Annotated in this window: 20 protein-coding genes; 10 read left to right on the top strand and 10 right to left on the bottom strand. The window is 65.0% G+C overall.

Annotated features, from left to right (window positions below; translation table 11 throughout):
- Positions 1–9: 9 nt before the first annotated feature.
- The 4 genes from rsmA to ACNI3Q_RS02295 all read right to left on the bottom strand — a co-directional run bounded on the left by rsmA (position 10) and on the right by ACNI3Q_RS02295 (position 5,520).
- The gene (gene rsmA, locus ACNI3Q_RS02280) at positions 10–834 is read right to left on the bottom strand and encodes a 16S rRNA (adenine(1518)-N(6)/adenine(1519)-N(6))-dimethyltransferase RsmA (protein ID WP_426273811.1); all 825 of its coding nucleotides are present in this window, start codon (positions 832–834) and stop codon (positions 10–12) included.
- Between the two features lie 4 nt (positions 835–838).
- Positions 839–1,852, bottom strand: a complete 1,014-nt coding sequence (gene pdxA / locus ACNI3Q_RS02285) for a 4-hydroxythreonine-4-phosphate dehydrogenase PdxA (RefSeq protein WP_426273813.1) — start codon at positions 1,850–1,852, stop codon at positions 839–841.
- A complete protein-coding gene (locus ACNI3Q_RS02290) occupies positions 1,849–3,198 on the bottom strand; it encodes a peptidylprolyl isomerase (RefSeq protein ID WP_426273815.1) in 1,350 nt (449 codons plus the stop codon). Before ACNI3Q_RS02290 ends, pdxA begins: the two co-directional genes overlap by 4 nt.
- An 84-nt stretch (positions 3,199–3,282) precedes the next feature.
- Positions 3,283–5,520 (bottom strand): LPS-assembly protein LptD, encoded by a 2,238-nt coding sequence (locus ACNI3Q_RS02295; protein ID WP_426273817.1) that lies wholly within the window; start codon positions 5,518–5,520, stop codon positions 3,283–3,285.
- A 175-nt stretch (positions 5,521–5,695) separates the two neighbouring features.
- Here ACNI3Q_RS02295 and ACNI3Q_RS02300 point away from each other — a divergent pair, with 175 nt between their 5' ends.
- The 3 genes from ACNI3Q_RS02300 (at position 5,696) to ndk (ending at position 8,117) form a co-directional block, all read left to right on the top strand.
- Positions 5,696–7,165 carry a leucyl aminopeptidase gene (locus ACNI3Q_RS02300; protein ID WP_426273819.1) on the top strand — a complete coding sequence of 490 codons (1,470 nt, stop codon included), beginning with the start codon at positions 5,696–5,698 and terminating at the stop codon, positions 7,163–7,165.
- Positions 7,165–7,608 (top strand): DNA polymerase III subunit chi, encoded by a 444-nt coding sequence (locus tag ACNI3Q_RS02305; protein WP_426273820.1) that lies wholly within the window; start codon positions 7,165–7,167, stop codon positions 7,606–7,608. Before ACNI3Q_RS02300 ends, ACNI3Q_RS02305 begins: the two co-directional genes overlap by 1 nt.
- Before the next feature lie 86 nt (positions 7,609–7,694).
- Positions 7,695–8,117: a nucleoside-diphosphate kinase gene (gene ndk / locus ACNI3Q_RS02310; protein ID WP_260019354.1), complete on the top strand. Its 423-nt coding sequence runs from the start codon at positions 7,695–7,697 to the stop codon at positions 8,115–8,117.
- Between the two features lie 19 nt (positions 8,118–8,136).
- Here the strand turns inward: ndk and ACNI3Q_RS02315 are convergent, their stop codons facing one another.
- Genes ACNI3Q_RS02315 through purM form a run of 3 tightly spaced genes read right to left on the bottom strand, consistent with a single transcriptional unit; the run spans position 8,137 to position 10,836 of the window.
- On the bottom strand, positions 8,137–8,790 hold the full coding sequence (locus tag ACNI3Q_RS02315; protein ID WP_426273822.1) for a hypothetical protein: 654 nt from the start codon (positions 8,788–8,790) through the stop codon (positions 8,137–8,139).
- Positions 8,790–9,737 (bottom strand): phosphoribosylglycinamide formyltransferase, encoded by a 948-nt coding sequence (gene purN, locus ACNI3Q_RS02320; protein ID WP_426273824.1) that lies wholly within the window; start codon positions 9,735–9,737, stop codon positions 8,790–8,792. Before purN ends, ACNI3Q_RS02315 begins: the two co-directional genes overlap by 1 nt.
- On the bottom strand, positions 9,730–10,836 hold the full coding sequence (purM, locus tag ACNI3Q_RS02325) for a phosphoribosylformylglycinamidine cyclo-ligase (RefSeq protein ID WP_426273825.1): 1,107 nt from the start codon (positions 10,834–10,836) through the stop codon (positions 9,730–9,732). The genes purN and purM overlap by 8 nt, the downstream gene beginning before the upstream one ends.
- Before the next feature lie 65 nt (positions 10,837–10,901).
- On the opposite strand from purM, the gene ACNI3Q_RS02330 reads away from it, so the two are divergent.
- The 4 genes from ACNI3Q_RS02330 to ACNI3Q_RS02345 are packed head-to-tail and all read left to right on the top strand — an operon-like array spanning position 10,902 to position 16,457.
- Positions 10,902–12,125 carry a heavy-metal-associated domain-containing protein gene (locus ACNI3Q_RS02330; protein ID WP_426273826.1) on the top strand — a complete coding sequence of 408 codons (1,224 nt, stop codon included), beginning with the start codon at positions 10,902–10,904 and terminating at the stop codon, positions 12,123–12,125.
- Positions 12,122–12,757 (top strand): P-loop NTPase family protein, encoded by a 636-nt coding sequence (locus ACNI3Q_RS02335; protein ID WP_426273827.1) that lies wholly within the window; start codon positions 12,122–12,124, stop codon positions 12,755–12,757. Before ACNI3Q_RS02330 ends, ACNI3Q_RS02335 begins: the two co-directional genes overlap by 4 nt.
- Positions 12,754–14,958, top strand: a complete 2,205-nt coding sequence (locus ACNI3Q_RS02340) for an RNA degradosome polyphosphate kinase (RefSeq protein ID WP_426273828.1) — start codon at positions 12,754–12,756, stop codon at positions 14,956–14,958. The genes ACNI3Q_RS02335 and ACNI3Q_RS02340 overlap by 4 nt, the downstream gene beginning before the upstream one ends.
- Complete coding sequence (locus ACNI3Q_RS02345) at positions 14,958–16,457, top strand: Ppx/GppA phosphatase family protein (protein ID WP_426273829.1); 1,500 nt, start codon at positions 14,958–14,960, stop codon at positions 16,455–16,457. Before ACNI3Q_RS02340 ends, ACNI3Q_RS02345 begins: the two co-directional genes overlap by 1 nt.
- 10 nt (positions 16,458–16,467) lie before the next feature.
- On the opposite strand, the gene ACNI3Q_RS02350 is transcribed toward ACNI3Q_RS02345, so the two are convergent.
- A complete protein-coding gene (locus tag ACNI3Q_RS02350) occupies positions 16,468–16,761 on the bottom strand; it encodes an I78 family peptidase inhibitor (protein WP_426273830.1) in 294 nt (97 codons plus the stop codon).
- On the bottom strand, positions 16,758–17,936 hold the full coding sequence (gene rnd, locus ACNI3Q_RS02355; RefSeq protein ID WP_426273831.1) for a ribonuclease D: 1,179 nt from the start codon (positions 17,934–17,936) through the stop codon (positions 16,758–16,760). The genes ACNI3Q_RS02350 and rnd overlap by 4 nt, the downstream gene beginning before the upstream one ends.
- Before the next feature lie 117 nt (positions 17,937–18,053).
- Here rnd and aspS point away from each other — a divergent pair, with 117 nt between their 5' ends.
- The 3 genes from aspS to ACNI3Q_RS02370 all read left to right on the top strand — a co-directional run bounded on the left by aspS (position 18,054) and on the right by ACNI3Q_RS02370 (position 21,167).
- Positions 18,054–19,847, top strand: a complete 1,794-nt coding sequence (aspS, locus tag ACNI3Q_RS02360) for an aspartate--tRNA ligase (RefSeq protein WP_426273832.1) — start codon at positions 18,054–18,056, stop codon at positions 19,845–19,847.
- 223 nt (positions 19,848–20,070) lie between these two features.
- Positions 20,071–20,835: a TetR/AcrR family transcriptional regulator gene (locus tag ACNI3Q_RS02365; protein ID WP_426273833.1), complete on the top strand. Its 765-nt coding sequence runs from the start codon at positions 20,071–20,073 to the stop codon at positions 20,833–20,835.
- Positions 20,835–21,167 (top strand): hypothetical protein, encoded by a 333-nt coding sequence (locus tag ACNI3Q_RS02370; protein ID WP_426273834.1) that lies wholly within the window; start codon positions 20,835–20,837, stop codon positions 21,165–21,167. Before ACNI3Q_RS02365 ends, ACNI3Q_RS02370 begins: the two co-directional genes overlap by 1 nt.
- A gap of 51 nt (positions 21,168–21,218) precedes the next feature.
- On the opposite strand, the gene ACNI3Q_RS02375 is transcribed toward ACNI3Q_RS02370, so the two are convergent.
- The gene (locus ACNI3Q_RS02375) at positions 21,219–23,699 is read right to left on the bottom strand and encodes a PhoX family protein (protein ID WP_426273835.1); all 2,481 of its coding nucleotides are present in this window, start codon (positions 23,697–23,699) and stop codon (positions 21,219–21,221) included.
- Between the last annotated feature and the right edge of the window lie 101 nt (positions 23,700–23,800).

The following is a 23,800-nucleotide window of genomic DNA, read 5'->3' on the forward strand; positions in this document are numbered from 1 at the left end:
CTGACGCCTTCAGTTCATCAGCCGGGCGATCGACAGAAAATCATCGAGCGTCAGCGTTTCGGCCCGGCGCGTGGCATCGATGCCAAGCTGATCCAGCACATCCAGCGCGCCCGGCACGCCCTTCAGGCTCTGACGCAGCATCTTGCGGCGCTGCCCGAACGCGGCGCTGGTGATCTGTTCCAGCCGCGCCAGCCGCACACCGGCCGGTGCCTGCTTCGGCGTCAGGTGGACGACAGCCGACATCACCTTTGGCGGGGGCGTAAAGGCCGACCGGTGCACCGGCATCGCGATGCGGGCATCCGTCCGCCACTGGCTCAGGATGGCCAGGCGGCCATAGGCATCGCTGCCCGCCTTTGCGACAATGCGGTCGGCAACTTCCCGCTGGAACATCAGGGTGAGGCTTGCCCACCAGGGAAACCATTCGGTTAACAGCCAGCCGATCAGCAGCTGCGTGCCGACATTATAGGGCAGGTTCGCGACGATGTGCGGCCGCTCGCCCGGAAACAGGCCGGGGGCATCGACCGCCAGGGCATCGCCCTCAATCACCGTCAGCTTGCCGGGCCATGCCGCGCCAAGTTCGGCCAGCGCCGGGATGCAGCGCCGGTCGCGCTCGATTGCCGTCACCCTGGCCCCGGCCGCCAGCAGCGCGCGGGTCAGGCCGCCCGGACCCGGGCCGATTTCCAGGACCGGCGCGTCGTTCAGATCGCCCGGAATGGCAGCGATGCGGGCTAGCAGCTGCCCGTCGAACAGGAAATTCTGGCCCAGCGCCTTGCTGGCGGTCAGGCCATGGGTGCGAATAACCTCGCGCAGCGGGGGCAGATCGGCCGGTGTCATGGGATCAGGCGGTGCGCCGCTCGACCGATTCGGCCGCCATACGCAACGCGGCGATCATCGCCCCCGGATTGGCCAGCCCCTTGCCCGCAATGCCGAATGCGGTGCCATGATCGGGCGAGGTGCGCACGATGGGCAGGCCGAGCGAGATGTTCACGCCCTCATCGAAATACAGCGTCTTTAGCGGGATCAGCGCCTGATCGTGATACGCGCATAGCACTGCGTCATAGCGGGCACGGGCGCGCGCATGGAACAGCGTGTCGGCGGCAAAGGGGCCTGAAGCATCGATCCCCTCGGCCTGCAGTTGCTGGATTGCGGGCGTGATCCGCTCGATTTCCTCCCGACCCAGCGCGCCATCCTCCCCGGCATGGGGGTTGAACCCGGCAAAGGCCAATCGGGGTGACGCGATGCCGAAGTTGCGGGCAAGGCCGCGTGCCGTCACCCGCGCCTTGGCAACGATCAGTTCCGGCGTCAGCAGGTGCGCAACCTCTGCCAGCGGCAGGTGGGTTGTGATCGGCACCACGCGCAGGTCCGGCCCGGCCAGCATCATCACGACATTGTCCGGCGCGACGCCGCACCGTTCGGCCACGAACTCTGTCTGGCCGGGATGGGTGAAGCCCACCTTGTACAGCTGGGATTTGGAAACCGGGGCGGTGACCAGCGCGGATGCAGCACCCGACCGGGTCAGACCGACCGCGATCTCAAGCGCCTGAAGCGCACTGCGCGCGCCGTCGATGTCCGGTTCTCCAGGCGCACCGTCACCGGCATCGACGATGGACAGGACCGGCAGGGCATCGGCAAAGACCGCTGCGGCTTCGCCCGGTTCGGCGACGGCCCGCACTGGCCCTTGCCAGATTCGCTGGATGGAGCGGATATCGCCGACCACGAAGAATGGCGGGACGCGATCCTCGACCCGGCGCTCCCATGCGCCGACGGTAATGTCAGGACCGATCCCGGCCGGATCGCCCAGCGAGACCACCAGGGGCGCACGAAGCGCCGCGGGTGCAGCTGTGCCCGTCAACGATATTCGACCACCGCGTCGCGCCGCAGATCGCGCAGCATCCGCTGGGCACGCAGGTTCACCCGCTCCTGCTTCATCTTGTCCTGCATTTCCTCGACGGACGGCAGGCTTGCCGCACGCTGGTCGTCGCGGCCGCACAGTACCAGCACGCGCACGCCATCCTCGCGGGTGCCGAACGGCGGCGTCGCCTCGCCGACATTCAGGTTCATCATGATTTCCTGAAGCTGCGGGGGCAGGGTGCGGATGACGACCGCCTCATTGTCCACGACCTCCGCGCCTAGCTTGGCAGCGACCGTGCCGACATTGCCGCAACCCTGCAGTGCCTTGGTCGCCTCGGCAAACTCGGCCACCTTGGCATTGCCCTGTGCCTCGGTCGTGCCGGGGGCAAAGCGCATCGTCATCTGGCGCAGCGACAGCCGGGCATCCTTGGGATCGGCAACCAGCACCTGACGCTTGTCGACCAGATAAATGATGGAGAAGCCGCCCGGAATGGCGATCGGTCCCGCCACCTGGCCCGGCTGAAGCTGCTGCGCAGCGGCGTCCAGTGCATTGGGCAACACGCCCGCGCGGACCCAGCCCAGATCGCCTCCGGTGGATTTGAGCGTGGAGTCGTTTCTCGTGGTTGCGAAAAACTCGAAGGGCTGACCCTGGCGCATGGATGCGATGATCTTCTGCCCCTCGGCAAACACTGCCTGCTCCTGGTCGGGGGTCGCCTTGAGATAGATTTCCTTGACGTGGAACTCCTCGGTCCCCTTGGAATCCTCGATCCGCTTCAACACCGCCTCGACCTCTTCGGTCGACACGTTGACGAACGCATCGACCTTTCGGCCGATCACCCGCTGCCACGCCAGTTCGCCCTGAATCTGGCGATACAGCGTCTTGTCGGACGAACCGGCATTGCGCAGGAAGGTGCGCAGCTGCTCTGGCGTCATGTTGAAATTGCGGGCTACGCGGGCAAATCCCTGCGTCACTTCCTGCGGCGAGATGGTGATCTCGTTCGCCTCTGCTTCCTGAATCTGCAGCGTCTCGTCGATCAGGCCGCGCAGCACCTGCAGCTTCAGCTGCTGCAACTGGTCTTCCGGAATCTTGATCTGGTTCAGCGCGACGATCATGGCCACGCGGTGATCCACATCCGTGCCGGTCAGCACGGTGTTGTTCACGATCGCCGTCGGCTTGCGGACATTGGGGTCCGACTTTCCGAAAATCTGGAGATTGGCCGGCAAGTCCAGCCCGGCGTTCGGCACTTCGGCATCCTGTGCGCCCGCCATGGCGGCACCGATGCCCGTCATCGTCATCACCGAAGCAGCCAACAGGCTGGCCAGTTGAACGCGCAATCCGTTCTTCATTGAATTCGTTCCCGATCGTCCCTGGGCCACCGCCCCGGCGCAATGCCGCGCAATGGCCATGCAACTCCCTGTCTGAACCCCGGCTTAGCGGCCAAGGTTCAGCAATTCCAGTGTCAGCAGGAAACTGTTGCCCCGCCGCGCGTCGCCATTGTCCTGATAATCCCGCCGCCAGGTGACCCCCAGCCGCAGGCAGTCATCGTCATAAGCGACGCCGACCCGGTGGCGGATCGGGGAAAATCCGTCCGACGTCGACAGCAGATCCTCGCGCTGATCGGTCAGATCGACCAATGCCGAACCGAACACAGACCAGAACCGGCTGATCGCCACGCGTCCGCCAACTCGCGCTTCCTCGCGGTCCTGAAGGTCGGCAAGATCGAACGAAACATCGCGGTTCAGGCGCAGATAGCCGAGCTGTGCATAGGTCCGGCGGGTGCCGATCGTGGCGTCGATCTCGTTCCGGCGCACCGCGAAATTGTCCTTGTCCAGCCGGTAACGATGCGTGAAGCGCAGGAAATCGCGAAAGCGAACATCCGTTCGCCCGACAATGTCGGACACCTTTTCCGACAGGCCGGTACCATCGGGCAGGATGCTGGACCGGCTGGTCAGGCGAAAGCTTTGTCCCACGGTGGCGTTGATCGCAACGCCGGGCAGGTCGAGCGCGTAATCGACCCCGGCGGTGAACCGGGTCGAATCCTCGAACCGGTCATATCCGGGAAACCGGTTCAGCGCGAACAGGTTGGAATCTTCCAGATCGACGGCGCGCGCGTCTTCGTTGGGGACGTCGAAATTGTCGATGGGCGGCGCGGCAACCACCTGAAACCGGGGGGTGATCCGTTGTGTCCCGCCCAGAAACCCGCCGATGAACGGCCATTTGACGTCAACCGCTGCTGCCGCAACGCCGCGCGTCTGAAACCCTTCTTCCCCGCGATAGCTGGGCACCAGCGTCGACAGGGTGTCCCGCGTGTTATAGGCATCGCCACGGGCATAGGCGGTCAGCGTAACCTCATGCCCCCAGGGCGTCAGCCGCCGCAGGTCCCATCGGGCAGAGGCAAAGGCGCGCTGCGTATCCTGTCCCTCTTCCCGCGACAGGGCCAGCGTGTTGAGCTGAAACTCGAACATCCCGCCGACCACGCCGTCGCCCATCCGCTTGCGGAAATCGATTTCGGGCAGGGCGATGGGCTGCACCCGCTGATTTTCGGTAATGCGCAGCGTCTGCACAGCCCAGCCGCTGATGGAGAAATAGCTCGTCTCATCCATCCGCTCGACACGGACGACATTGCGTAGCCGGTCATCGCGCGAAATGTCATAACGGCGCAGGAACGTCTGGTCGCTGGCCAGCCGGATCGCGCCGGTAAAGCTCCAGTTGGGGTTCAGCTGAAACCGGGCATTGCCCTCAAGATAGCCGCGAAGCTCGCTGTTGCCCGGATCGGTTGCCGTCGACGCAAGGTCGTCCTGCACCCGGCTATAGGTGCCGAACGCCCGCACGCGATAGCTGCCAGTGGCGGTCAGCGCCCGATATTCGCCCTCGATCATCGGCAGGGTGCTGGTGAACAGATGCGGCGTGACGGTCAGGTCGCGATTGGGCGCGAGGTTCCAGTAATAAGGGACGGCCAGTTCAAGCCCGTTGACGCGGTCCAGCCGGACCAGCGGGGACAAAATGCCGCGATCGCTGGATTCGCCGGCCGGATGCGAGAATTCGGGCAGCGGCAGGGACGCGATCCCGAAAATGGCCAGCCGCGCACCACTGTATCGGATGCGTTCCCGAACGGGATCGTAAACGACGCGAACCGCCGTGATCTTCCAGCTCGGCTCTTTTGGGCATCCATCCGAATCAGTGACGGCGCAGGGCGTATAGGCAGCGCGGTCGACGATGACCCCGCCATTTTCCAGCCGCTCGCCCCGTTCCGCCGCCAGCCGGCCGCCCTGTTCCAGCACGACCAGGATGTTGTCGACCACCCCGTCCTTCAGGGAATCGGTCAATTCGATCCGGTCGCCATAGGCGGTGTCGCCTTCCGGGCTGACAATGGCCACATTGCCTTCGGCCACGACGATCCCGCTATTCCGGTTCCATGTCACCTTGTCGGCGCGCAGGCGGCTTCCCTCGCGGAACAGGCGGACATCGCCGGCCGCCGACACGATTTCCGTGTTGGTGTCATATTCCAGTTGATCGGATTCGAACTGGACCTGTTCCTCGATGGGCGGTGTGCCCTCTGCAGAGGGCGGCGGGGGGTCCACGGGTCGCTCGGACAGATCCTGCGCCCAGGCGGGCGCGGCGACGCATCCGGTCAGCGCACAGGAAAGCAGGAACAAGGTGCGCGTCACGCGTCGATCATCCTCCGGCGCCGCGTGCGGCGAAACTCAAATCGCGCCTATCGCATCCAATGCAGCGCCGCGCAATCAGCGGCATTTCAGGCCGGGGCTCCGAACGGCTTTGCCTCACGCCGGTTCCTTTCCTAGATAGGAGCGATCAACCCCCCAAGAACAGAACAGGTCATTCATGGATATCCGCTTTTCCGCCGAACCCGCTTCCGACGCGCTGATCCTCTATGCCGTCGACAAACCGGCGTTCGAAGCAGGCATCTTTGGCGCGCTGGACCCCACGGCGCTTGCGCTCGTCAAGGCAGCGGCCAGCGCCAGCCGGTTTTCAGCCGAGGCAGGCGCGCTCATTGAAATTGTCGTTCCGAATGGGGACGCGGTGCAGCGCATTGGCCTGATCGGCATCGGGTCGGGGGACGAACCGGCGCTTGAAAAGGCGGGCGGGGCGGTGACCGCACGTTATCTGATCAGCGGGACGACGGCTATCGCCATCGACCTGTCCGCCGTTTCGCCGACGCCGCGCGCGGTATCCCGGCTGGCGCTCGCAGCGCGGCTGCGCGCATGGCGGCACGATGCCTATCGCACCAAGCTGTCGGACAAGGCCAAGCCGAGCCTGAAGCATCTGACCATTCACGGCGCTCCAGAGGGCAGCGAGGCCGCCTGGCGCGACGGTGCCGCGCTGGCGTCGGGCGTGGAGTTCACCCGCACGCTCGTGACCGAACCGGCGAACATCCTGTACCCCGAAAGCTTCGCTGATCGGTGCCGCGATCTTGCCGATCTTGGCATTGAGCTGACCGTGCTGGACGCAGCGGCGATGCGCGACCTTGGCATGGGCGCGCTGCTGGGCGTGGCGCAGGGATCGGTGCGAGAGGCGCGGATGCTGGCCATGCGCTGGGATGGCCGTGGCAATGGCGGCAACCCGGATGTCGCGCTGGTGGGCAAGGGGGTCACTTTTGACACCGGCGGCATTTCGCTGAAGCCCGGGCCGGGCATGGAGGACATGAAGTGGGACATGGGCGGCGCCGGGGCCGTAGTCGGCACGATGCGCGCGCTCGCCCTGCGCAAGGCGAACGCCCATGTGCTTGGCGTTGTCGGTCTGGTTGAAAACATGCCCGACGGCAATGCTCAGCGGCCGGGCGATGTCGTCACCTCCATGTCGGGACAGACGATCGAGGTGCTGAACACCGATGCCGAGGGGCGGCTGGTCCTGTGCGACGTGCTGACCTGGGTTCAGCGGAATCACCGGCCGGGCACGATCGTCGATCTGGCGACGCTGACCGGCGCGATGATTGTTTCGCTGGGGCATGAACATGGCGGCCTGTTCGCCAATGACGATGATCTGGCGGCACAGCTGACGGCGGCGGGGCTGGCAACGGGCGACAAATTGTGGCGCTTTCCGCTGACGGATGCCTATGACAAGCTGATCGATAGTCCGATTGCCGACATGAAGAATATCGGTCCGCGCTATGCCGGTTCGATCACCGCGGCCCAGTTCCTCAAGCGGTTCGTGGATGCCGGCGTGCGCTGGGCGCATCTCGACATTGCCGGCATGGTCTGGTCGGACAAGCCGGGTGCCACGCATGACAAGGGCGCGACGGGGTATGGCGTGCGCCTGCTCGACCGGTTCGTGGCGGATCATTTCGAACGCTGATGCAGGTCGATTTCTACCATCTGGCCACGACGCCGATCGACCGGGTGCTGCCGCGCCTCGCCGAGCGGGTCGTGGCCGGTGGTGGCCGGTTGCTGGTGGTCAGCGGCGATGCCGGCCAGCGCCAGCGGATCGACGAGGGGCTGTGGACCTATTCCCCCGCCAGCTTCCTCGCTCATGCGCAGGCGGGGCAGGGGGATGACAGCATGCAGCCGGTGCTGATCGCCGGGGATGCCGACCGGCCGGGCAATGGCGCCCGCCATATCCTGATCGCCGATGGCGAATGGCGGGATGCTGCTCTGGCCTATGACCGCGCCTTTCACCTGTTTGACGATCAGGCGATCGACGCGGCGCGGGGCGCGTGGCGGGCACTGGCCGGTCGGGACGGGGTCGAACGGCGGTTCTGGAAGCAGGACGAGGACGGGCGCTGGCATCAGGCGGCCTGAAACCGACTGCCCTTGCATCCACCGACCGACAGGACTAGGGGGCGGCGACTTTTCCAATCAACCCCCAAAGCAGGAGCCGCACGGCCATGGCCGCGAACCGGACCTTTTCGATCATCAAGCCCGATGCCACCCGCCGCAACCTGACCGGTGCGGTCGTCAAGATGCTGGAGGAAGCCGGCCTGCGCGTCGTCGCTTCCAAGCGCATCCGCATGACCCGCCAGCAGGCGGAAGGCTTTTATGGCGTTCACAAGGATCGCCCCTTCTTCGCCGATCTGGTCGCGTTCATGACCAGCGGCCCGGTGGTGGTCCAGGTGCTGGAAGGCGAGAACGCCGTTGCCCGCAACCGCGAGATCATGGGCGCGACCAATCCGGAAAACGCAGCTCCCGGCACGATCCGCAAGGAACTGGCCGAGTCGATCGAGGCGAACACCGTCCACGGTTCGGACAGCGACGAGAATGCCGCGATCGAAATCGCGTTCTTCTTCAAGCCGGAAGAAATCGTCGGCTAATCTGAAACGGCCGGGCCAGTCATGGCCCGGTCCACAGGGTGTCGAGGCGGCGCTGGCCGTCGCCCGACACACCTTCCCGCCGGACCAGCCCGCGCAGGCGCAGGCTTCTGCCATTCAGAAAGCCCGGCTCGGTCCGCCAGATGACGTCATAGATCGCCGCTTCATGTCGCTCTCCCGCCTCGTCGATGCAGCGCGCATCGATCAGCACGGGCAGGCGCCCCTCGCGCCGGTCGGCACCGCCATCGGTCAGCTTGAGCAGCGGACCATCGATCCAGCCCGCTTCAATGCGGTGATCCAGCACCGTTGATTGCTCGCCCGCGCCAAGCGCCCTGGGAAAGCGGATCGTCGTGCTTTGCAGGGCGCATCCCGCCTGAGCCGCGAACTGGACGCCATCGTCATCCGCGGCGACGGTGACCAGCATCACGCGCCCACGCTTTGCCTTTTGTGCTGAGCGTTCGGCCTGCTGCTCGACGGCGCGTTGGGCCGCTGCATCCTCGCGCTCCTGCCAGCTGTTCCAGAAGCTGAGGCCGGCGATAATGACGCCGGCCACTGCCACGCCTTCACCGATGGTGATCCAGCGGCGGCGGATCGCTCGCGCCTCGGCCCGCTGCTCGGCCTGTTCGGCTGCGCGGGTTGCCGGGGTTTCTGCCGGTGGATCGGCCGGATCGGTCATCAGAACTGGTCCGCCATGTCCATCAGCTTGGTCAGCCGCTTGGGCGCCGCCATCCGCCAGCTGCGGTTCAGCCAATCCTCGATCACCGTCCAGTCCACCTCGCCCTGATCCAGCCGGATGCCGACCCAGCCCGATGGGCCCAGATAGGCTGGCCGGAAATACAGATCGGGATCGCGTTCGATCAGCATCGCCTGTTCCTCGACCCCGCTGGACTTGACCAGCAGCGCGGTCATCCCGTCGCCATGATGGTTGACGGTGAAATAGGCGAAGAACTTGCCGCCCTCGACATGGAACCCTTGAGAACCATGGCTCGTCTTTTCGCGCGCTTCGGGCAGGGCAAGGGCGCGGTCGCGCACTTCGTCCAGCGTCGATTTGGTGCCTGAACGGATCCAGTCGGCGACCACGCGCGGATAGAGCTGATGCTCCGCGATCAGCACTCGCGCCGCCAGGCTGTCGGCGCTGTCGCCCGGCAGGATCGCCACCCTTGCCTGACCCAATACCGGCCCGTCGTCCAGTTCGGCCGTCACCAGATGCACGGAACAGCCGCCATGGCTGTCCCCCGCCTCGATCGCGCGCTCATGCGTGTGAAGCCCCTTGTACAGCGGCAGCAGGGAGGGGTGGATATTGACCATCCGGCCCGCCCAGCCTTCGACGAATTCGGGCGACAACAGGCGCATATAGCCCGCCAGCGCGACATGGGTGCATCCCGCCGCACGCAATTCCCGGTCGATGATCGCGTCGAATTCGGCGCGCTTCATGCCCTTGTGGCTCTGGCCGAATGTCGCAATCCCCTCTGCCGCCGCCAGCGTCAGGCCGGGGGCATTGGGATCGTTGGCGGCGACCAGCGCCATTTCGTACGGGCAATCGGATACCCGCGCGGCATAGAGCAGCGCCGCCATGTTTGACCCGCGCCCCGAAATCAGGACGCCGAGTCGCGCCTTAGCCATGATGCGTTGCCTGCCACGCGGCCTTGGCGCTCCATGTCTCGGTGCTGCCCGTGACGGTGCAGCCCCGTTCGCCCTCGACGATGCTGCCGATGCGGAACACCTCGTCGCCCTGTGCGGCCAGATCGGCGGCAAGCGCCATCGCATCGGCTTCCGGCACGATCACTGCCATGCCGACGCCGCAGTTAAAGGTGCGCGCCATTTCCTCCGGCTCGATATTCCCCTGCGCCTGAAGGAACGCCATCAGTCGGGGCTGTTCCCACGCGTCGGCATCGATCATCGCATGACAGCCGACCGGCAGGACACGCGGAATGTTTTCCAGCAACCCGCCGCCCGTGATGTGGGCAAGGCCGTTGATCCGCCCCGCCTGCACCAGAGGCAGCAGCGCCTTCACATAGATGCGCGTCGGCGCCATCAGCGCGTCGATCAGGATCGTGTCCAGATCGAACAGGGCAGGGCGATTCAGCTTCCACCCCTTGTCTGCCGCCAGCCGCCGGACCAGCGAAAAGCCGTTGGAATGGACGCCGGAGGAGGCCATGCCCAGTACGATGTCCCCGGGGCGGATGCGGCTGCCGTCGAGCAGACGGTCGCGTTCGACCGCGCCCACGCAAAATCCGGCTAGGTCATAATCGCCCGGCGCATACATTCCCGGCATCTCGGCCGTCTCTCCGCCGATCAGCGCGCATCCGGCCTGGCGACAGCCATCGGCGATGCTGGCGATCACCCGTTCGGCCACGCCGTTCTCCAGCTTTCCGCTGGCGTAGTAATCCAGGAAAAACAGCGGCTCCGCCCCCTGAACGATCAGGTCGTTGGCGCACATCGCGACCAGATCGACGCCGACACCGTCATGCGCATCATGTTCGATGGCCAGTTTCAGCTTGGTACCCACGCCGTCATTGGCCGCCACCAGCAGGGGGTCGGCATAACCGCAGGCCTTCAGGTCGAATATGCCGCCAAAGCCGCCAAGGTCCGCATCGGCACCGGGCCGGCGTGTCGATCGCGCCAGCGGGCCGATCGCCCGGACAAGGGCATTGCCGGCGGCAATGGAAACGCCGGCGTCGGCATAGGTGTAGCGGGCGGATTCGGGCTCGGTCGTGCTCATGCTGTTGCCGTTAGCGAGAAGCCGCTTGGTTTTCCACGCCCGCTTCGCCAAAAGGGCGCGCAATGATGCGAAAGCGCACCTCGGTCGTCCTGTCTGTCTCTGTCGCGGCCCTGGCCGTGGTGAGCACCGCTGGCCTGGTTCAGGCGCAGCCGGATGGCTCCGCCGCGCCGATGGGCGAGGTTTACGGCAGTTTCGAAGTCACCGGGATCGAGGTGGATACGCGGGGCAAGACGGCTGATGCCGCCCGCATGGCCGGATGGCGGGAAGCGCAGCGAAAGGCGTGGCAGAAACTGACCCAGCGCTTGGGCAAATCGGCCAACCTGTCCGATTCGGCGCTGGATGCGATGGTAAGCGGCATCATCGTCGAAAACGAACAGATCGGCCCGACGCGCTATATCGCCCGGCTGGGTGTGATGTTCAGCCGCCAGCGGGCCGGCCCGATCCTGGGCGTCCGTGCCCAGATCACCCGTTCGGCACCCATGGTGGTGATGCCGCTGCAATGGTCCGGCGGCGTCGCATCCGGCTTTGAGCGGGAATCGTCATGGGGTCAGGCATGGAACCGGTTCCGGGCGGGGAACAGCAGCATCGATTATGTGCGGCTGACCGGGACGGGTCCGGACGCAATGCTGTTAAACGCGGGACAGGCATCGCGCCGCGGCCGGGGCTGGTGGAAGGCGATCCTCGATCAATACGGGGCCAAGGATGTCCTGATCCCCGAAGTGGTGCTGCGCCGCGAATGGCCGGGTGGCCCCGTTACCGCCGAGTTTCGCGCCGGGTTCGGCCCGGACAATCGCCAGATCAGCCGGTTCACGCTGCGCATCGAAAATGGCGACGGCCTGCCCGCCCTGCTGGACGAAGGCGCGCGGCGCATTGATGAGGCGTATCAGAATGCGCTCGCCTCCGGTCTGTTGCGGCCGGATGCGCTGCTTGGCTATGTCCCGCCAGCGCCTGTTGAAGAGGAAGTCCCGCTGACCGAAGAACCGGTGGACGGGATGATCGATCCGCTGGCGACGCCCGCCCCGGCGACGCAGATGTCGGTGAACGTCCAGTTCGATACGCCGGATGCGGCCGACGTGGCCAATGGCGAACTGGCGCTGCGGGCGATACCCGGCGTTCGGTCTGCGGCGACGACCAGCCTGGCGCTGGGCGGGGTTTCCGTCATGCGCGTCACGTTTGATGGCGATGTGGCGACCCTGCGCGCGGCGCTGGAAGGACGCGGCTGGCAGGTGCAGGAAGGGCCCGGCGCGCTCCGCATCCGGCGCGCGGGACGCAGCCCCGCCGGCCAATGAACCAGTTGACGCTGCCGCTTGGCGACCTGAACCCGGATGGCGGCTCCGCCTTTCTGGTGGGAGAGGCCAATGCCGATGCCGTGGCACAGCTGGATTTCTGGCACGGCTGGCCGGTTCAGGCGGCATTGCTGGTCGGGCCGCCCCGATCGGGCCGCACGCTGTTCGGGCGGTTGTTCGTCAACCGCACGGGCGGCCGGGTGATCGACGATGCAGAGGCGCAGGACGAGCGGTTGATCTTTCACGCCTGGAATGATGCGCAGGCAAGCGGCCACCCCCTGCTGATCATTGCGGGTGCCGTGCCGCCCGAATGGCCGGTCGCGCTGCCCGATCTTCGCTCGCGGCTGACGGCGACGCCGGTGCTGCGCTTTCAACCGCCGGACGATGCGCTGCTGCGTGCCATCCTGATCCGCGGGTTCGATCGCGCTGCGCTGGTTCCGGCGCCGGACGTCATAGACTGGCTCGTCCGGCGGATCGATCGCAGCTATGCCGTGATCGACCGAATCGTTACCGATCTTGCTGACACTGCAGACCGGAGCGGCCAGCGGCGCATCACCGTGCCGATGGTCCGGGCCTGGATCGACGGATCGCCTGATCGCGCCATCGATGATGCAAAGGACCCGACGGACCCATGAACCTTCCCGCCCAGCCGATGACCAGCCCCGCCGCGGCCGTTCCGGGCAATGGCCGGTACTTCAATCGGGAGCTGTCGTGGCTGGCGTTCAATCGGCGCGTGCTGGATGAGGCGTGCAACACCGCCCATCCGTTGCTTGAGCGGCTGCGCTTTCTGTCCATTTCCGCCTCGAACCTCGACGAGTTCTTCATGGTTCGGGTCGCCGGCCTGAAGGGGCAGCAGCTTCAGAATGTCGAGCAAAAGTCGGCCGACGGCCTGACCCCCGGCCAGCAGCTTGAGGCGATTGTCGAGGAAGCCGGCGAGCTGGTCGATGCCCAGCAGGAAATCTGGCGCGACCTTCGGGCGCTGCTCCGCGATGCCGGGATCGAGGTGCTGGATGGCGGCGACATCGTTGGCGAGGAGCGGGATTGGCTGGCCGAACATTTCCGGGAACAGATGTTCGCGGTGCTGACGCCGCAGGCGCTGGATCCAGCCCACCCGTTCCCGTTCATTCCCAATGCCGGGTCTGCCGTCATCTTTGACCTGGTGCGGATTTCCGACAATGTGCCGGTGCGTGAGCTGGTGCTGTTGCCGCCGACGATGTCGCGCTTTGTCCGCCTGCCGGGCAAGGCCGCCCGGTACGTCGCGGTCGACACCATCCTGCGGCATTTTCCGGAGCTGATCTTTCCCGGTTATCGCGTCAAGGCGGCGGCCGCGTTTCGCGTGCTGCGCGACAGCGATATCGAGGTGGAGGAAGAGGCCGAGGATCTGGTCCTCTATTTCCGCACCGCCATCAAGCGGCGGCGGCGCGGCCGCGTCATCCGGCTGGAAACCGAAACCGGGATGACCGCGGAGCTGGAGGCAACGCTGCTGGAAGAGCTTGGCGGCAGCGAGGCTCTGCTGACCGAACAGGGCGGCTTTCTGGGCCTGGCCGATCTGTCCGCGCTGGTCGATGAGGATCGGCCTGACCTGAAATTTACGCCCTTTTCCCCCCGTTTTCCTGAACGCATCCGGGAATATGGCGGCGATTGTTTTGCAGCAATCCGGGCAAAGGACATCATCGTCCATCACCCCTATGAAAGTTTCGACGTCGTTCTGGCGTTCTTGAAACAGGCGGCGCAGGACCCTGATGTCGTGGCGATCAAGCAGACGCTGTACCGTGCGGGCAAGCAGTCGGCGGTCATCCAGGCGCTGATCGCGGCGGCCGAGGCCGGAAAGTCGGTGACTGCCGTGGTCGAGCTGAAAGCCCGGTTTGACGAGGAGCAGAATCTGCTCTGGGCCGACGCGCTGGAACGGGCGGGGGTTCAGGTCGTCTACGGTTTTATCGACTGGAAGACGCACGCCAAGATTTCGATGGTCGTGCGGCGCGAAGAAGGCGGGTTCCGCACCTATTGCCACTTCGGTACCGGCAATTATCATCCGGTCACCGCGCGCATTTATACCGATCTGTCCTATTTCACCGCCGATCCGCGCATTGGGCGGGATGCGGCGCGGATTTTCAATTACGTCACCGGCTATGTCGAACCGGGCGATCTTGAACTGATCACCGTGTCGCCGCGTGGGTTGCGCAACGCGCTGATCGACCTGATCGACGCCGAAATCGCTCATGCCCGCGCGGGACGCCCGGCCGCGATCTGGGCCAAGATGAACTCGCTGGTCGATCCGGCGATTATCGAAAAGCTGTATGAGGCAAGCAATGCCGGGGTCGAAATCGACCTGGTCATCCGCGGCATCTGTTGCCTGCGCCCCGGCATCGCCGGAATGTCGGCCCATATCCATGTCCGGTCGGTCGTTGGCCGGTTCCTGGAACACAGCCGGATCTGGGCGTTCGCCAACGGCAAGGCACTGCCGCACGACGCCGCCCGGGTATTCATCTCCTCCGCCGACTGGATGCCGCGCAATTTCGACCGGCGGGTCGAATATATGATGCCGCTGACCAATCCGACGGTGCATGATCAGGTGCTGGATCAGGTGATGGTCGCCAATCTAATCGACAGCGAACAGACATGGGAATTGCACGCCGATGGCAGTTACGAACGGATCGAACCGGGCAGCCGTCCGTTCAACCTGCACCGCTATTTCATGACCAATCCGTCCCTTTCCGGCCGCGGAGAAAGTGCAGAAGCCATGCCGCAGAAACTGTCGCTGCGCAGGCGCAGGGCACCCGTCATCGCGCCAGAGGCGACCGCCGCCGAACCGGCACCCGGCGTGACTGCGTCCTGATGGCATCGCCCCTGATCCTGAAACAAGCATGGGCATTGCCTGAAAGTCGCAGCGTTCGTTCGGCAATCATCGATATCGGATCCAATTCCATCCGCCTGGTGGTGCATGAAGGGCCGCCGCGATTGCCCGCAATCCTGTTCAACGAAAAGGTGCTGGCCGGGCTGGGCAAGGGGCTGGCCTCTACCGGCCGGATTGACGACGACGCGCTGGAAAAGGCCGCGATCGCGCTGGGGCGGTTCGCGGCCCTTGCCCGCGAAATGGGCGTGGATGAACTTCGCACCGTTGCAACGGCCGCCGTGCGCGATGCGGCCAATGGCGACGTTCTGATGGCCGCCGCTCGCGAACTGGGCCTGAAGGTCGAATTGCTGACCGGTGAGCAGGAAGCCATGGCGGCGGGCCAGGGTGTGCTGTCCGCCATTCCCGATGCCGACGGCATTGTCGGCGATCTGGGCGGGGGCAGTCTGGAACTGATCCGGGTACGCCATGGCGAACTGGGCGAGCGGATTTCCTTTCCGCTGGGCGTTCTGCGCGTTGCAGGCATCCGGGCCAAGGGGAAGGGCGCGCTGGATCGCCGCGTGCGTCAGACGCTGAAGGCCAGCGGCTGGCTGGGCGAGGGCCGGGGACTGCCGCTGTATCTGGTCGGCGGGTCATGGCGCGCGCTGGCGCGGCTCGACATGCACCTGACGCACTATCCGCTGCCCGTGATGCACCAATATTGCCTGGCGCGGACCGATATCGCCCGACTGGTCCGGACACTCAGCCATGTCGGAAAGCCTGCGCTGAAGGCTGTGCCGAACCTGTCAGGCGGGCGTATTCCGACGTTGCTCGATGCGGCAAGCCTGCTGTCCGCATTGCTGCGCCATCTGGACAGCGAACAGACGGTGGTCTCCGCCTTTGGCCTTCGCGAAGGGCTGCTTTACGGGCGACTGACGCCGGCCGAGCGGGCGCTCGATCCGCTGATCGTGGCGACGCGCGAAGAGGGGGCTCGGCTGGGGCGGTTCCCCGAACATGGCGATCTGCTCGATCGCTGGATTGCGCCGCTGTTCCCGGATGAGGGCGATGCACTGGACCGGTTGCGGCACGCCGCCTGTCTGCTGGCCGATGTCGGGTGGCGGGCCAATCCGGAATTCCGTGCGGAACGAGGGCTGGAGATTGCGCTGCACGGCAACTGGGTTGCCATTGACGGGCGCGGCCGTGCGTTGCTGGCGCAGGCGCTGTTCACCTGTCTGGGCGGGGGGATGACTGCCCCTGACCCGCTGTCCCGGCTGGCCGAGCCACAGGCGCTTGCCATCGCGCGTCAATGGGGCCTTGCGATGCGGCTGGGCCAGCGGCTCAGCGGCGGGGTAGCCGCGCCCCTGAACCGGTCATCGGTCACGATCCAGGGCGATTCGCTGCTGCTGAACCTGAACCCCGCCGACCGGCTGCTCTATGGCGAAGCCGTGCAGCGGCGGCACAAGGCGCTGGCTCAGGCGTTCGACCGGAAAGCCGTGCTGATCTGACGCTCGCCGCTCAGCCGCAGCGCAGCGTCACCACCCGGTTCTGGTCGTCCAGTTCGATGTTCAGCCGGTCGGTGCGGAAATCCATGGTCATCGCCATGCCCGGCCGCAGCCAGCGGACAGTGCGCGCACCAACCCGCTTCATGGCGTCCGCCGCCAGTTCCGGCGTGCCGGCCTTGCCGATCAGGTCCTGGATCGCATCGGTCGAACAGGGTTCGGCCAGCTGTGGCGGTGCTGGTTGCTCGGGCGTGGACATCGGGGTGCATCCCATGGGGAACAGGGCAATGACGGGCAGCAGGCGTTTCATGGCTGAACCTCCTCGGTCCGCGTCATCTTGAGCTTTCCATCAAGCACCGTAAAGCCCAGCCGCCCTTCGACCAGGTCCAGCGCATCGCGGCCGAACTGTTCAAATCGCCATCCGGTCAACAGGGCCAGTCCATCCCGCTGACCAGCCGCCAACGCCTCCAGGTCATCGGCACGCGCCAGCAATTTTGCCGCAACATCAATGTCGCGCGCACGAATCTTGAGCAACAGTTTCAACAGATCGGCGACCAGCGCCCCTTCCTTGCCAAGGCCGGGCTTGCGATCATCGCGCAGCGGCATTTCATCGGCGGGCAGGGGGGCGGCGTGCTTCAGCGCCTCGATCATCCGTCCGCCAATATCGTTGGCTGCCCAGCTGGCCGACAGTCCGCGCACCCGGCCAAGGTCGCGTTGCTCGCGCGGAGGATTTCCGGCAATATCGGCGATGGTTTCATCCTTGGCGATGCGGCCGCGCGGCAGGTTCTTGTTCTGCGCCTCGATCTCGCGCCAACGGGCCAGCGCCTTCAGCCGACCCAGCACTTCGGCCTTGCGGCTGGGGATGCGGATGCGCTGCCATGCCTCGTCGGGATTGTTGGCATAGTTGGACGGATCGGCCAGCCGCTCCATCTCTTCGTTCAGCCAGGCGCCGCGATTGGTTTTCTTCAGCTTGTTCAGCATCTTCGGAAAGATGCGCGACAGGTGCGTCACGTCCGCGATCGCATAATCGATCTGCCGCTTGTCCAGCGGCCGGCGCGACCAGTCGGTAAAGCGCGCGCCCTTGTCGACCTGAATGCCCAGCCAGCTGTCGACCAGGTTGGAATAACCGATCTGTTCCCCCTGACCCAGCGCCATGGCCGCGATCTGGGTGTCAAAAATGGGGTGCGGCGTCTTCCCGGTCAGGTTGTAGACGATTTCGACGTCCTGCCCGCCGGCATGAAACACCTTCAGCACCTCCTCATTGTTGACCAGCAGGTCGAGAAGCGGGCCAAGGTCGATGCCCGGTGCCATCGGATCAATCGCCGCCGCCTCCTTGTCATCGGCGATCTGGATCAGGCAGAGTTCCGGCCAATAGGTGTTCTCGCGCATGAACTCTGTATCCACCGTCACGAAATCGGCGGTGGCCAGGCGGGCGCAGAGTTGGGCGAGCGACGCGGAATCTTCGATCAGCGGATGAATGTGCATCGCGCGGCCATAGCGGCCTCTTCGGGTTGACAAAAGAGTGCGCGGGGGGAAAGCGGACGACCAGGTTCACGCAGCCTGCCCCGCAGGCCGCTTTCGCAACAGAGAAATCAGATCGCCATGCACGCCTATCGCACCCATACCTGCGGCCAATTGACCGCTGCCGATGTCGATACTCACGTCCGCCTGTCCGGATGGGTGCATCGCAAGCGCGACCATGGCGGCGTGCTGTTCGTCGATCTGCGCGACCATCACGGGCTGACGCAGATTGTGGCGGATGCCGATTCGCCGGCGCTTCCGATCCTGGAAACGATCCGTGTTGAATCGGTCGTCACCATCGACGGGACGGTGAAGCGCCGGTCGGATGCGACCACCAACGCCAACCTCGCCACCGGTGAGATCGAGGTGTTTGCCCGCGCGGTCAGCATCCAGTCCGCCGCACAAGAGCTGCCGATGCCGGTGGCGGGTGAGGCGGAGTATCCCGAAGATATCCGCCTGCGGAACCGGTTCCTTGATCTGCGCCGCGACAAGATTCACCAGAACATCGTGTTGCGCAGCCAGGTGATTGCATCACTGCGCCGCCGGATGATCGATCAGGGCTTTACGGAGTTTCAGACGCCCATCCTGACCGCATCGTCGCCAGAAGGTGCGCGCGACTATCTCGTCCCCAGCCGCGTCCATCCGGGCAAATTCTATGCGCTGCCCCAGGCGCCGCAGATGTTCAAACAGCTGCTGATGGTTGCGGGCTTCGACCGCTATTTTCAGATCGCGCCCTGTTTCCGCGATGAGGATGCGCGCGCCGATCGCAGCCCGGGCGAATTCTATCAGCTCGATTTCGAAATGAGCTTCGTCACGCAAGACGATGTTTTCGCTGCCATCGAGCCGGTTCTTCACGGCGTGTTCGAAGAGTTCGCCAACTGGCAGGGCAAGGGCCGCACGGTCAGCCCGCTGCCGTTCAAGCGGATTCCGTACCGCGAATCGATGCTGAAATACGGCAATGACAAGCCGGACCTGCGCAACCCGATCCTGATCAGCGATGTGTCTGAACAGTTTGTCGGATCGGGATTCGGCCGGTTCGCCAGCATTGTCGAGGCGGGGGACGTGGTTCGCGCGATTCCCGCACCGGGCACCGCGGAAAAGAGCCGCAAGTTCTTTGACGACATGAACAGCTGGGCGCAGGGCGAAGGCTTTGCCGGCCTTGGCTATGCCACGCGCAAGGGCGGTGAATGGGGCGGTCCGATTGCCAAGAACCATGGCGAGGACAAGATGTCGGCGCTGGCCGACGCGCTCGGCGTTGGACCGGATGACGGCATCTTCTTTGCCGCGGGCAAGGAAGCACAGGCGGCCAAGTTGGCCGGTCTTGCCCGGACGCGCATTGCGGAACAGCTCGGCCTGATCGACCAGAACCGGTTCGAATTCTGCTGGATCGTCGATTTCCCGATGTTTGAGTATGATGAGGACGCCAAGAAGGTCGATTTCAGCCACAACCCGTTTTCGATGCCGCAGGGCGAGCTGGAGGCGCTGGAGACCAAGGATCCGCTGGACATCCTGGCCTATCAATACGACATCGTCTGCAACGGCGTGGAGCTGTCATCGGGAGCCATCCGGAACCACCGGCCGGAAATCATGTACAAGGCATTCGATATCGCCGGTTACACTCAGGAACAAGTCGACGCCAACTTCTCCGGTATGATCAACGCGTTCAAATTCGGAGCGCCGCCGCACGGAGGATCGGCCCCTGGCGTTGACCGCATCGTCATGCTGCTGGCGGACGAGCCGAACATTCGCGAAGTCATCGCCTTCCCGATGACACAAAAGGCGGAGGACCTGATGATGGGTGCGCCAAGCTTTGTCAGCGCGCGTCAGTTGAAGGAACTGAGCATCCGGCTGGCGCCAGGCGTCGGTCTGGATTGATTGCCGCTCCGGCCGGTTGAGGGGTTTGTGCGACTGGGCGCCACTGGCCGCCCGGACTACGGCCGCTTTCGAACGGTCGTCGGCTGCGCCCTTGCAGCGCGGGTTGCGCCGGAAACTGCGCCAATGCGCTTGATCCGCTCGCCATGCTGCATACGTAAGGTAATGGAGGTCGATCTGACCTCGGGCCCGTACGGCGGGCCATTGACATTGCCGCTCGATCCGCTTGCGCAATCGGGGATCTGGCGTAGACAGTATTGGTGAACGTCAACGTTTAGTTTTTGGAACAACCTTGATCGATCGATGCATCGCTGCTTCAAGTGCCGCTAACGACCTTCACACGGGTCGAAATGCCGTGGGGCGGCCGCGCGATCCGGCAAAGCATGACGCCATCATCGGCGCCGCCCGCGAGGCGTTTTTCGAACGCGGCTTCAACGCGGCAACCATCGAAGACATCGCCCAACGGGCCGGTGTGTCGAAAGTCACGATCTACAAGCAATTCAGTGACAAGGAGACGTTGTTCGAATCCGTCATCAAGGCCGAAACGGAACGGATGGCCGCGGGCTTTGTCGGCCCGGTGGAAACCGGCGATCAGCTGATTGATCGCCTGAACAGCTTTGGCCTGTTGCTGCTGTCGTTCCTGTTTCACCCGGATCATGTGACGCTCGACCGCGTGCTGGCACCAGAACTGACGCAGATGCCCGATCTTGCGCGGCGGTTTTTCGATGCAGGACCGGCGCAATGCCGGATGGCGCTGGGCAACATGATTGTCGAGGCGGATCAACGCGGGATGCTGAAGGTCGAAGACCCGATGTTTGCCGCCGAAACGCTGTTGGCGATGTGGAAGGGATTTCTGGACATCGAACTGCGGTTCCAGGTGACCCAGCATCAGACGGAAGAACAATTGAAAGCGCGGGTCAATCGTGGAACGCAACTGTTCCTGCGACTGTTTTCCGCAAAGCCGAACACTGACATTGGGGATGGTAGCTGATGCGTCAGATCTTGATTCCGGTAACGCTGCTGGCCGCGCTTCCCGCTGCCTGCTCGGGCGGGTCCGAACCTGCAGCAGAGCCAACGCCGACGGCTGAAAACAGCTCCGGCCTGAATTACATCGCCGAGGTCGAAAAGCTGCCGCAGGAACAGCAGAATATCGTGTTCATCCGGGCGATCCGCGATGCCCGGCGCGAATGTCAGGGCGTTGTGGGATCGGTAAAGGCGACTGAGGTTGGGCCGGGGGCATGGCGTGTCCGCTGCACCGATGGCGGCGGGCACCTGATCCGCATTTCCGCCAATGGCGACGGACGCGTCACCAGCAGCCGGTAACCAACAGAAAATCGGGGGGAAGCGCGCGGCCTCCCCCAGATGTGTCAACGGTTACAGGCCGACGACCCCGCCATCATTCTTGGTGATAACGACCGTGGCGGAGCGCGGCCGCGATCCGACCGCGGGGCCGGTCTGACTGGCCGGCCAGTTGCTGGTGATGTTCGCAAGCGTCCCGCCCTCGCCTGGGTGCTGGATGTTGACGAACAGCGTGCGGCCATCGGGCGTCGAGTCGACGCCGGTGATCTCGCACCCGACCGGACCCACCAGAAAGCGGCGCAGCTGAGTGCCGGGGGCGGCACCGATACGGGTCACGACGGTCGAGGTGACGCCGCTGGCGTTGGTGTTTGTCACCGTGCGCGTACCGCCATCGCCAACCCGGCCGGGCATCCCGACCAGCATCTGGTTGTTGGTCACATCGGTAAAGGCACCGTCATCCGTCTGAACCCACAACAGCGGCGTCACCTGACCCGATGCGTTGGTGGGGCGGCCGAACCATAGGCCGTCGGGGCTGGAAAAATCATTGTCTGCGGTCAGGCCGGACAGGTTGACGTTGGTGGCATCCAGGTCCGACCCCGCGCCAAAGGCATAGATGTCCCAGGTGAAGCGTAGCGCCTCGGTCGTGTCGCCCTGTTCGCGCAGGCGCAGGATATGCCCGTTGCGGTTGCCCCGCGCCGTGCTGGGCGCGTCGGTATAGACGCGTGGGTTGGCCGCATCGACCACGCGCTGGCTGGCCGAGACGGTGTCGCCGGGCACCCGCCGGTTGGCGTTGTTGGTCAGCGTCAGATACATTTCGCCGGTCACCGGGTTCACGGCCGTCCATTCCGGGCGATCCATCGGGGTCGCGCCCTGCGCATCGGCGGCAAGCCGGGCATGGACCAGCACATCCGCCTGATCGGCAAAGGCATAGGCCGCATTGGTCGAGGTGACGTTCCCCTGACCGAACACCAGCGGCAGCCACTCGCCCGTGCCATCGGCATTGAAACGGGCGACATACAGCGTCCCGGCATCCAGATACTTGTCGCCGATCGCAAGGCGGGTTGCCGACTGTGCGTCCGCGGCTGCCCAGGGCGTTGTCGAGACGAATTTGTACACATATTCGTTCTGCGCGTCGCAGCCCATGTACCAGGCAGGGCGCACCCCGGCGACAAAGTTGCCCGGCCACGCGCCCTCATGGTTCATCCGGCCCAGCGCCGTGCGCTTGCGCGGGGTCGATGCGGGGTCATAGGGGTCGATTTCGACCACCCAGCCATACTGGTTCGGTTCGTTGCGGTAATCCTGCGTTGCGTCCGATCCGGTAACGCGTGCGTCCCATTTGCGGAAAATGGTGTTGGCAGGATCGGCCGGAACCACCGTCGACCAGCTGTAGTTGCCGGTCGAGCTGCCCACGCCATAGCGGGCGAGCGCGACCACTTCCTTGGCCGAGCGCAGGGCATTGTCGCTGGACGGACGACGGAAATAGCCGGCCCAGTTTTCCTCGCACGTCAGGTTGGTGCCCCAGGGGGTGACGCCGTTGGCGCAGTTGTTGATCGTGCCGCGCCCGGCAACGCCGGTCGGCGAAAATGCGGTGCGCAGCAGCGCGCTGCCACGCGCCGGACCATTGATGGCCATTGGCGTGTTGGGCGTGACCCGGCGGTTGAACGGGCTGTTCTGGACATAGGACCATGCGCCGGATGCCGCGCGCGACACCTCGACAATGCTGACGCCGTGCAGGTCGATCTCGATCGTCACTTCGCCTTCGGGGCGGATGCCGCCGGGCGCAGTCGGGCCGTTGGCGTGCAGATACTGTTCGGTGATGTTTTCATGGTTCATCACCAGCAGGCCGCGCGTGCTGCTCATGTCATCGCGCGCGCCGCTGGCCGACAGGCCGTAATAATATAGCGCATCGCCGTGATCGCCCGCGCGCTGGGCGAAATTGGTGTCCGTGCCATCGTTGCGATAGGCCGGGACATTGGCCGCCAGCGGGTCACCCATGCGGTAAAGCACGTTGACCGTATAACCGGCCGGGACGGTGACGATGTCGTTGCGGTTCTTTGGAACGGGGGTGAAGCCCAGGGCAGGCGGGTTGATCGTCACCGTGGTATCGGCCTGAGAGATCAGGCCGGTGCCGTTGGTGGCGGTGTAGCGAAAGCCCAGCGTCGTGGCGCTGGCCACGGCGGGCGCGATAAAAGTCGTCGCGCCGGAATTGGCGCCGCTCAGCGTGACGGCAGGTCCGCTGGTCTGGGTAAAGCTTTGCGCCGTGACCTGAGCACCCGTTGCGGTGCCGTTCAGCGTGACCACGCGGCCGCCGGACGTCGCGCCGCTTGAGCCCGCAACGACCGACAGGGCCGGTTCGCCGTTCGTCGCATCCTCATCACAGCCGGCCAGCAAACCGCCGCCGAACACGGCGATGGCCGCGGCATTGACGCCGCCGCGCAGGGTTGTGCGACGCGAATAGCGTTGTTCGATCAGCGAGTTCAGCGTCGGCGTGGCGGACGGATTGGTGTCGATTTCACCGTCGGAATAGCTGACGGCAGGCAGGGCAAAGGATTCCATGAAGCGTGTCCCCCAATGAAGCGAATCAACTGGTCGGGCGGCAGCGCCGCTCCGCCGTGGTTTGGGTTGCGGATGCGACACGCTGATGAGCGTTCGCGGAC

This window comes from Sphingomonas eleionomae (genome assembly GCF_049889035.1).
Taxonomy (GTDB): Bacteria; Pseudomonadota; Alphaproteobacteria; order Sphingomonadales; family Sphingomonadaceae; genus Sphingomonas.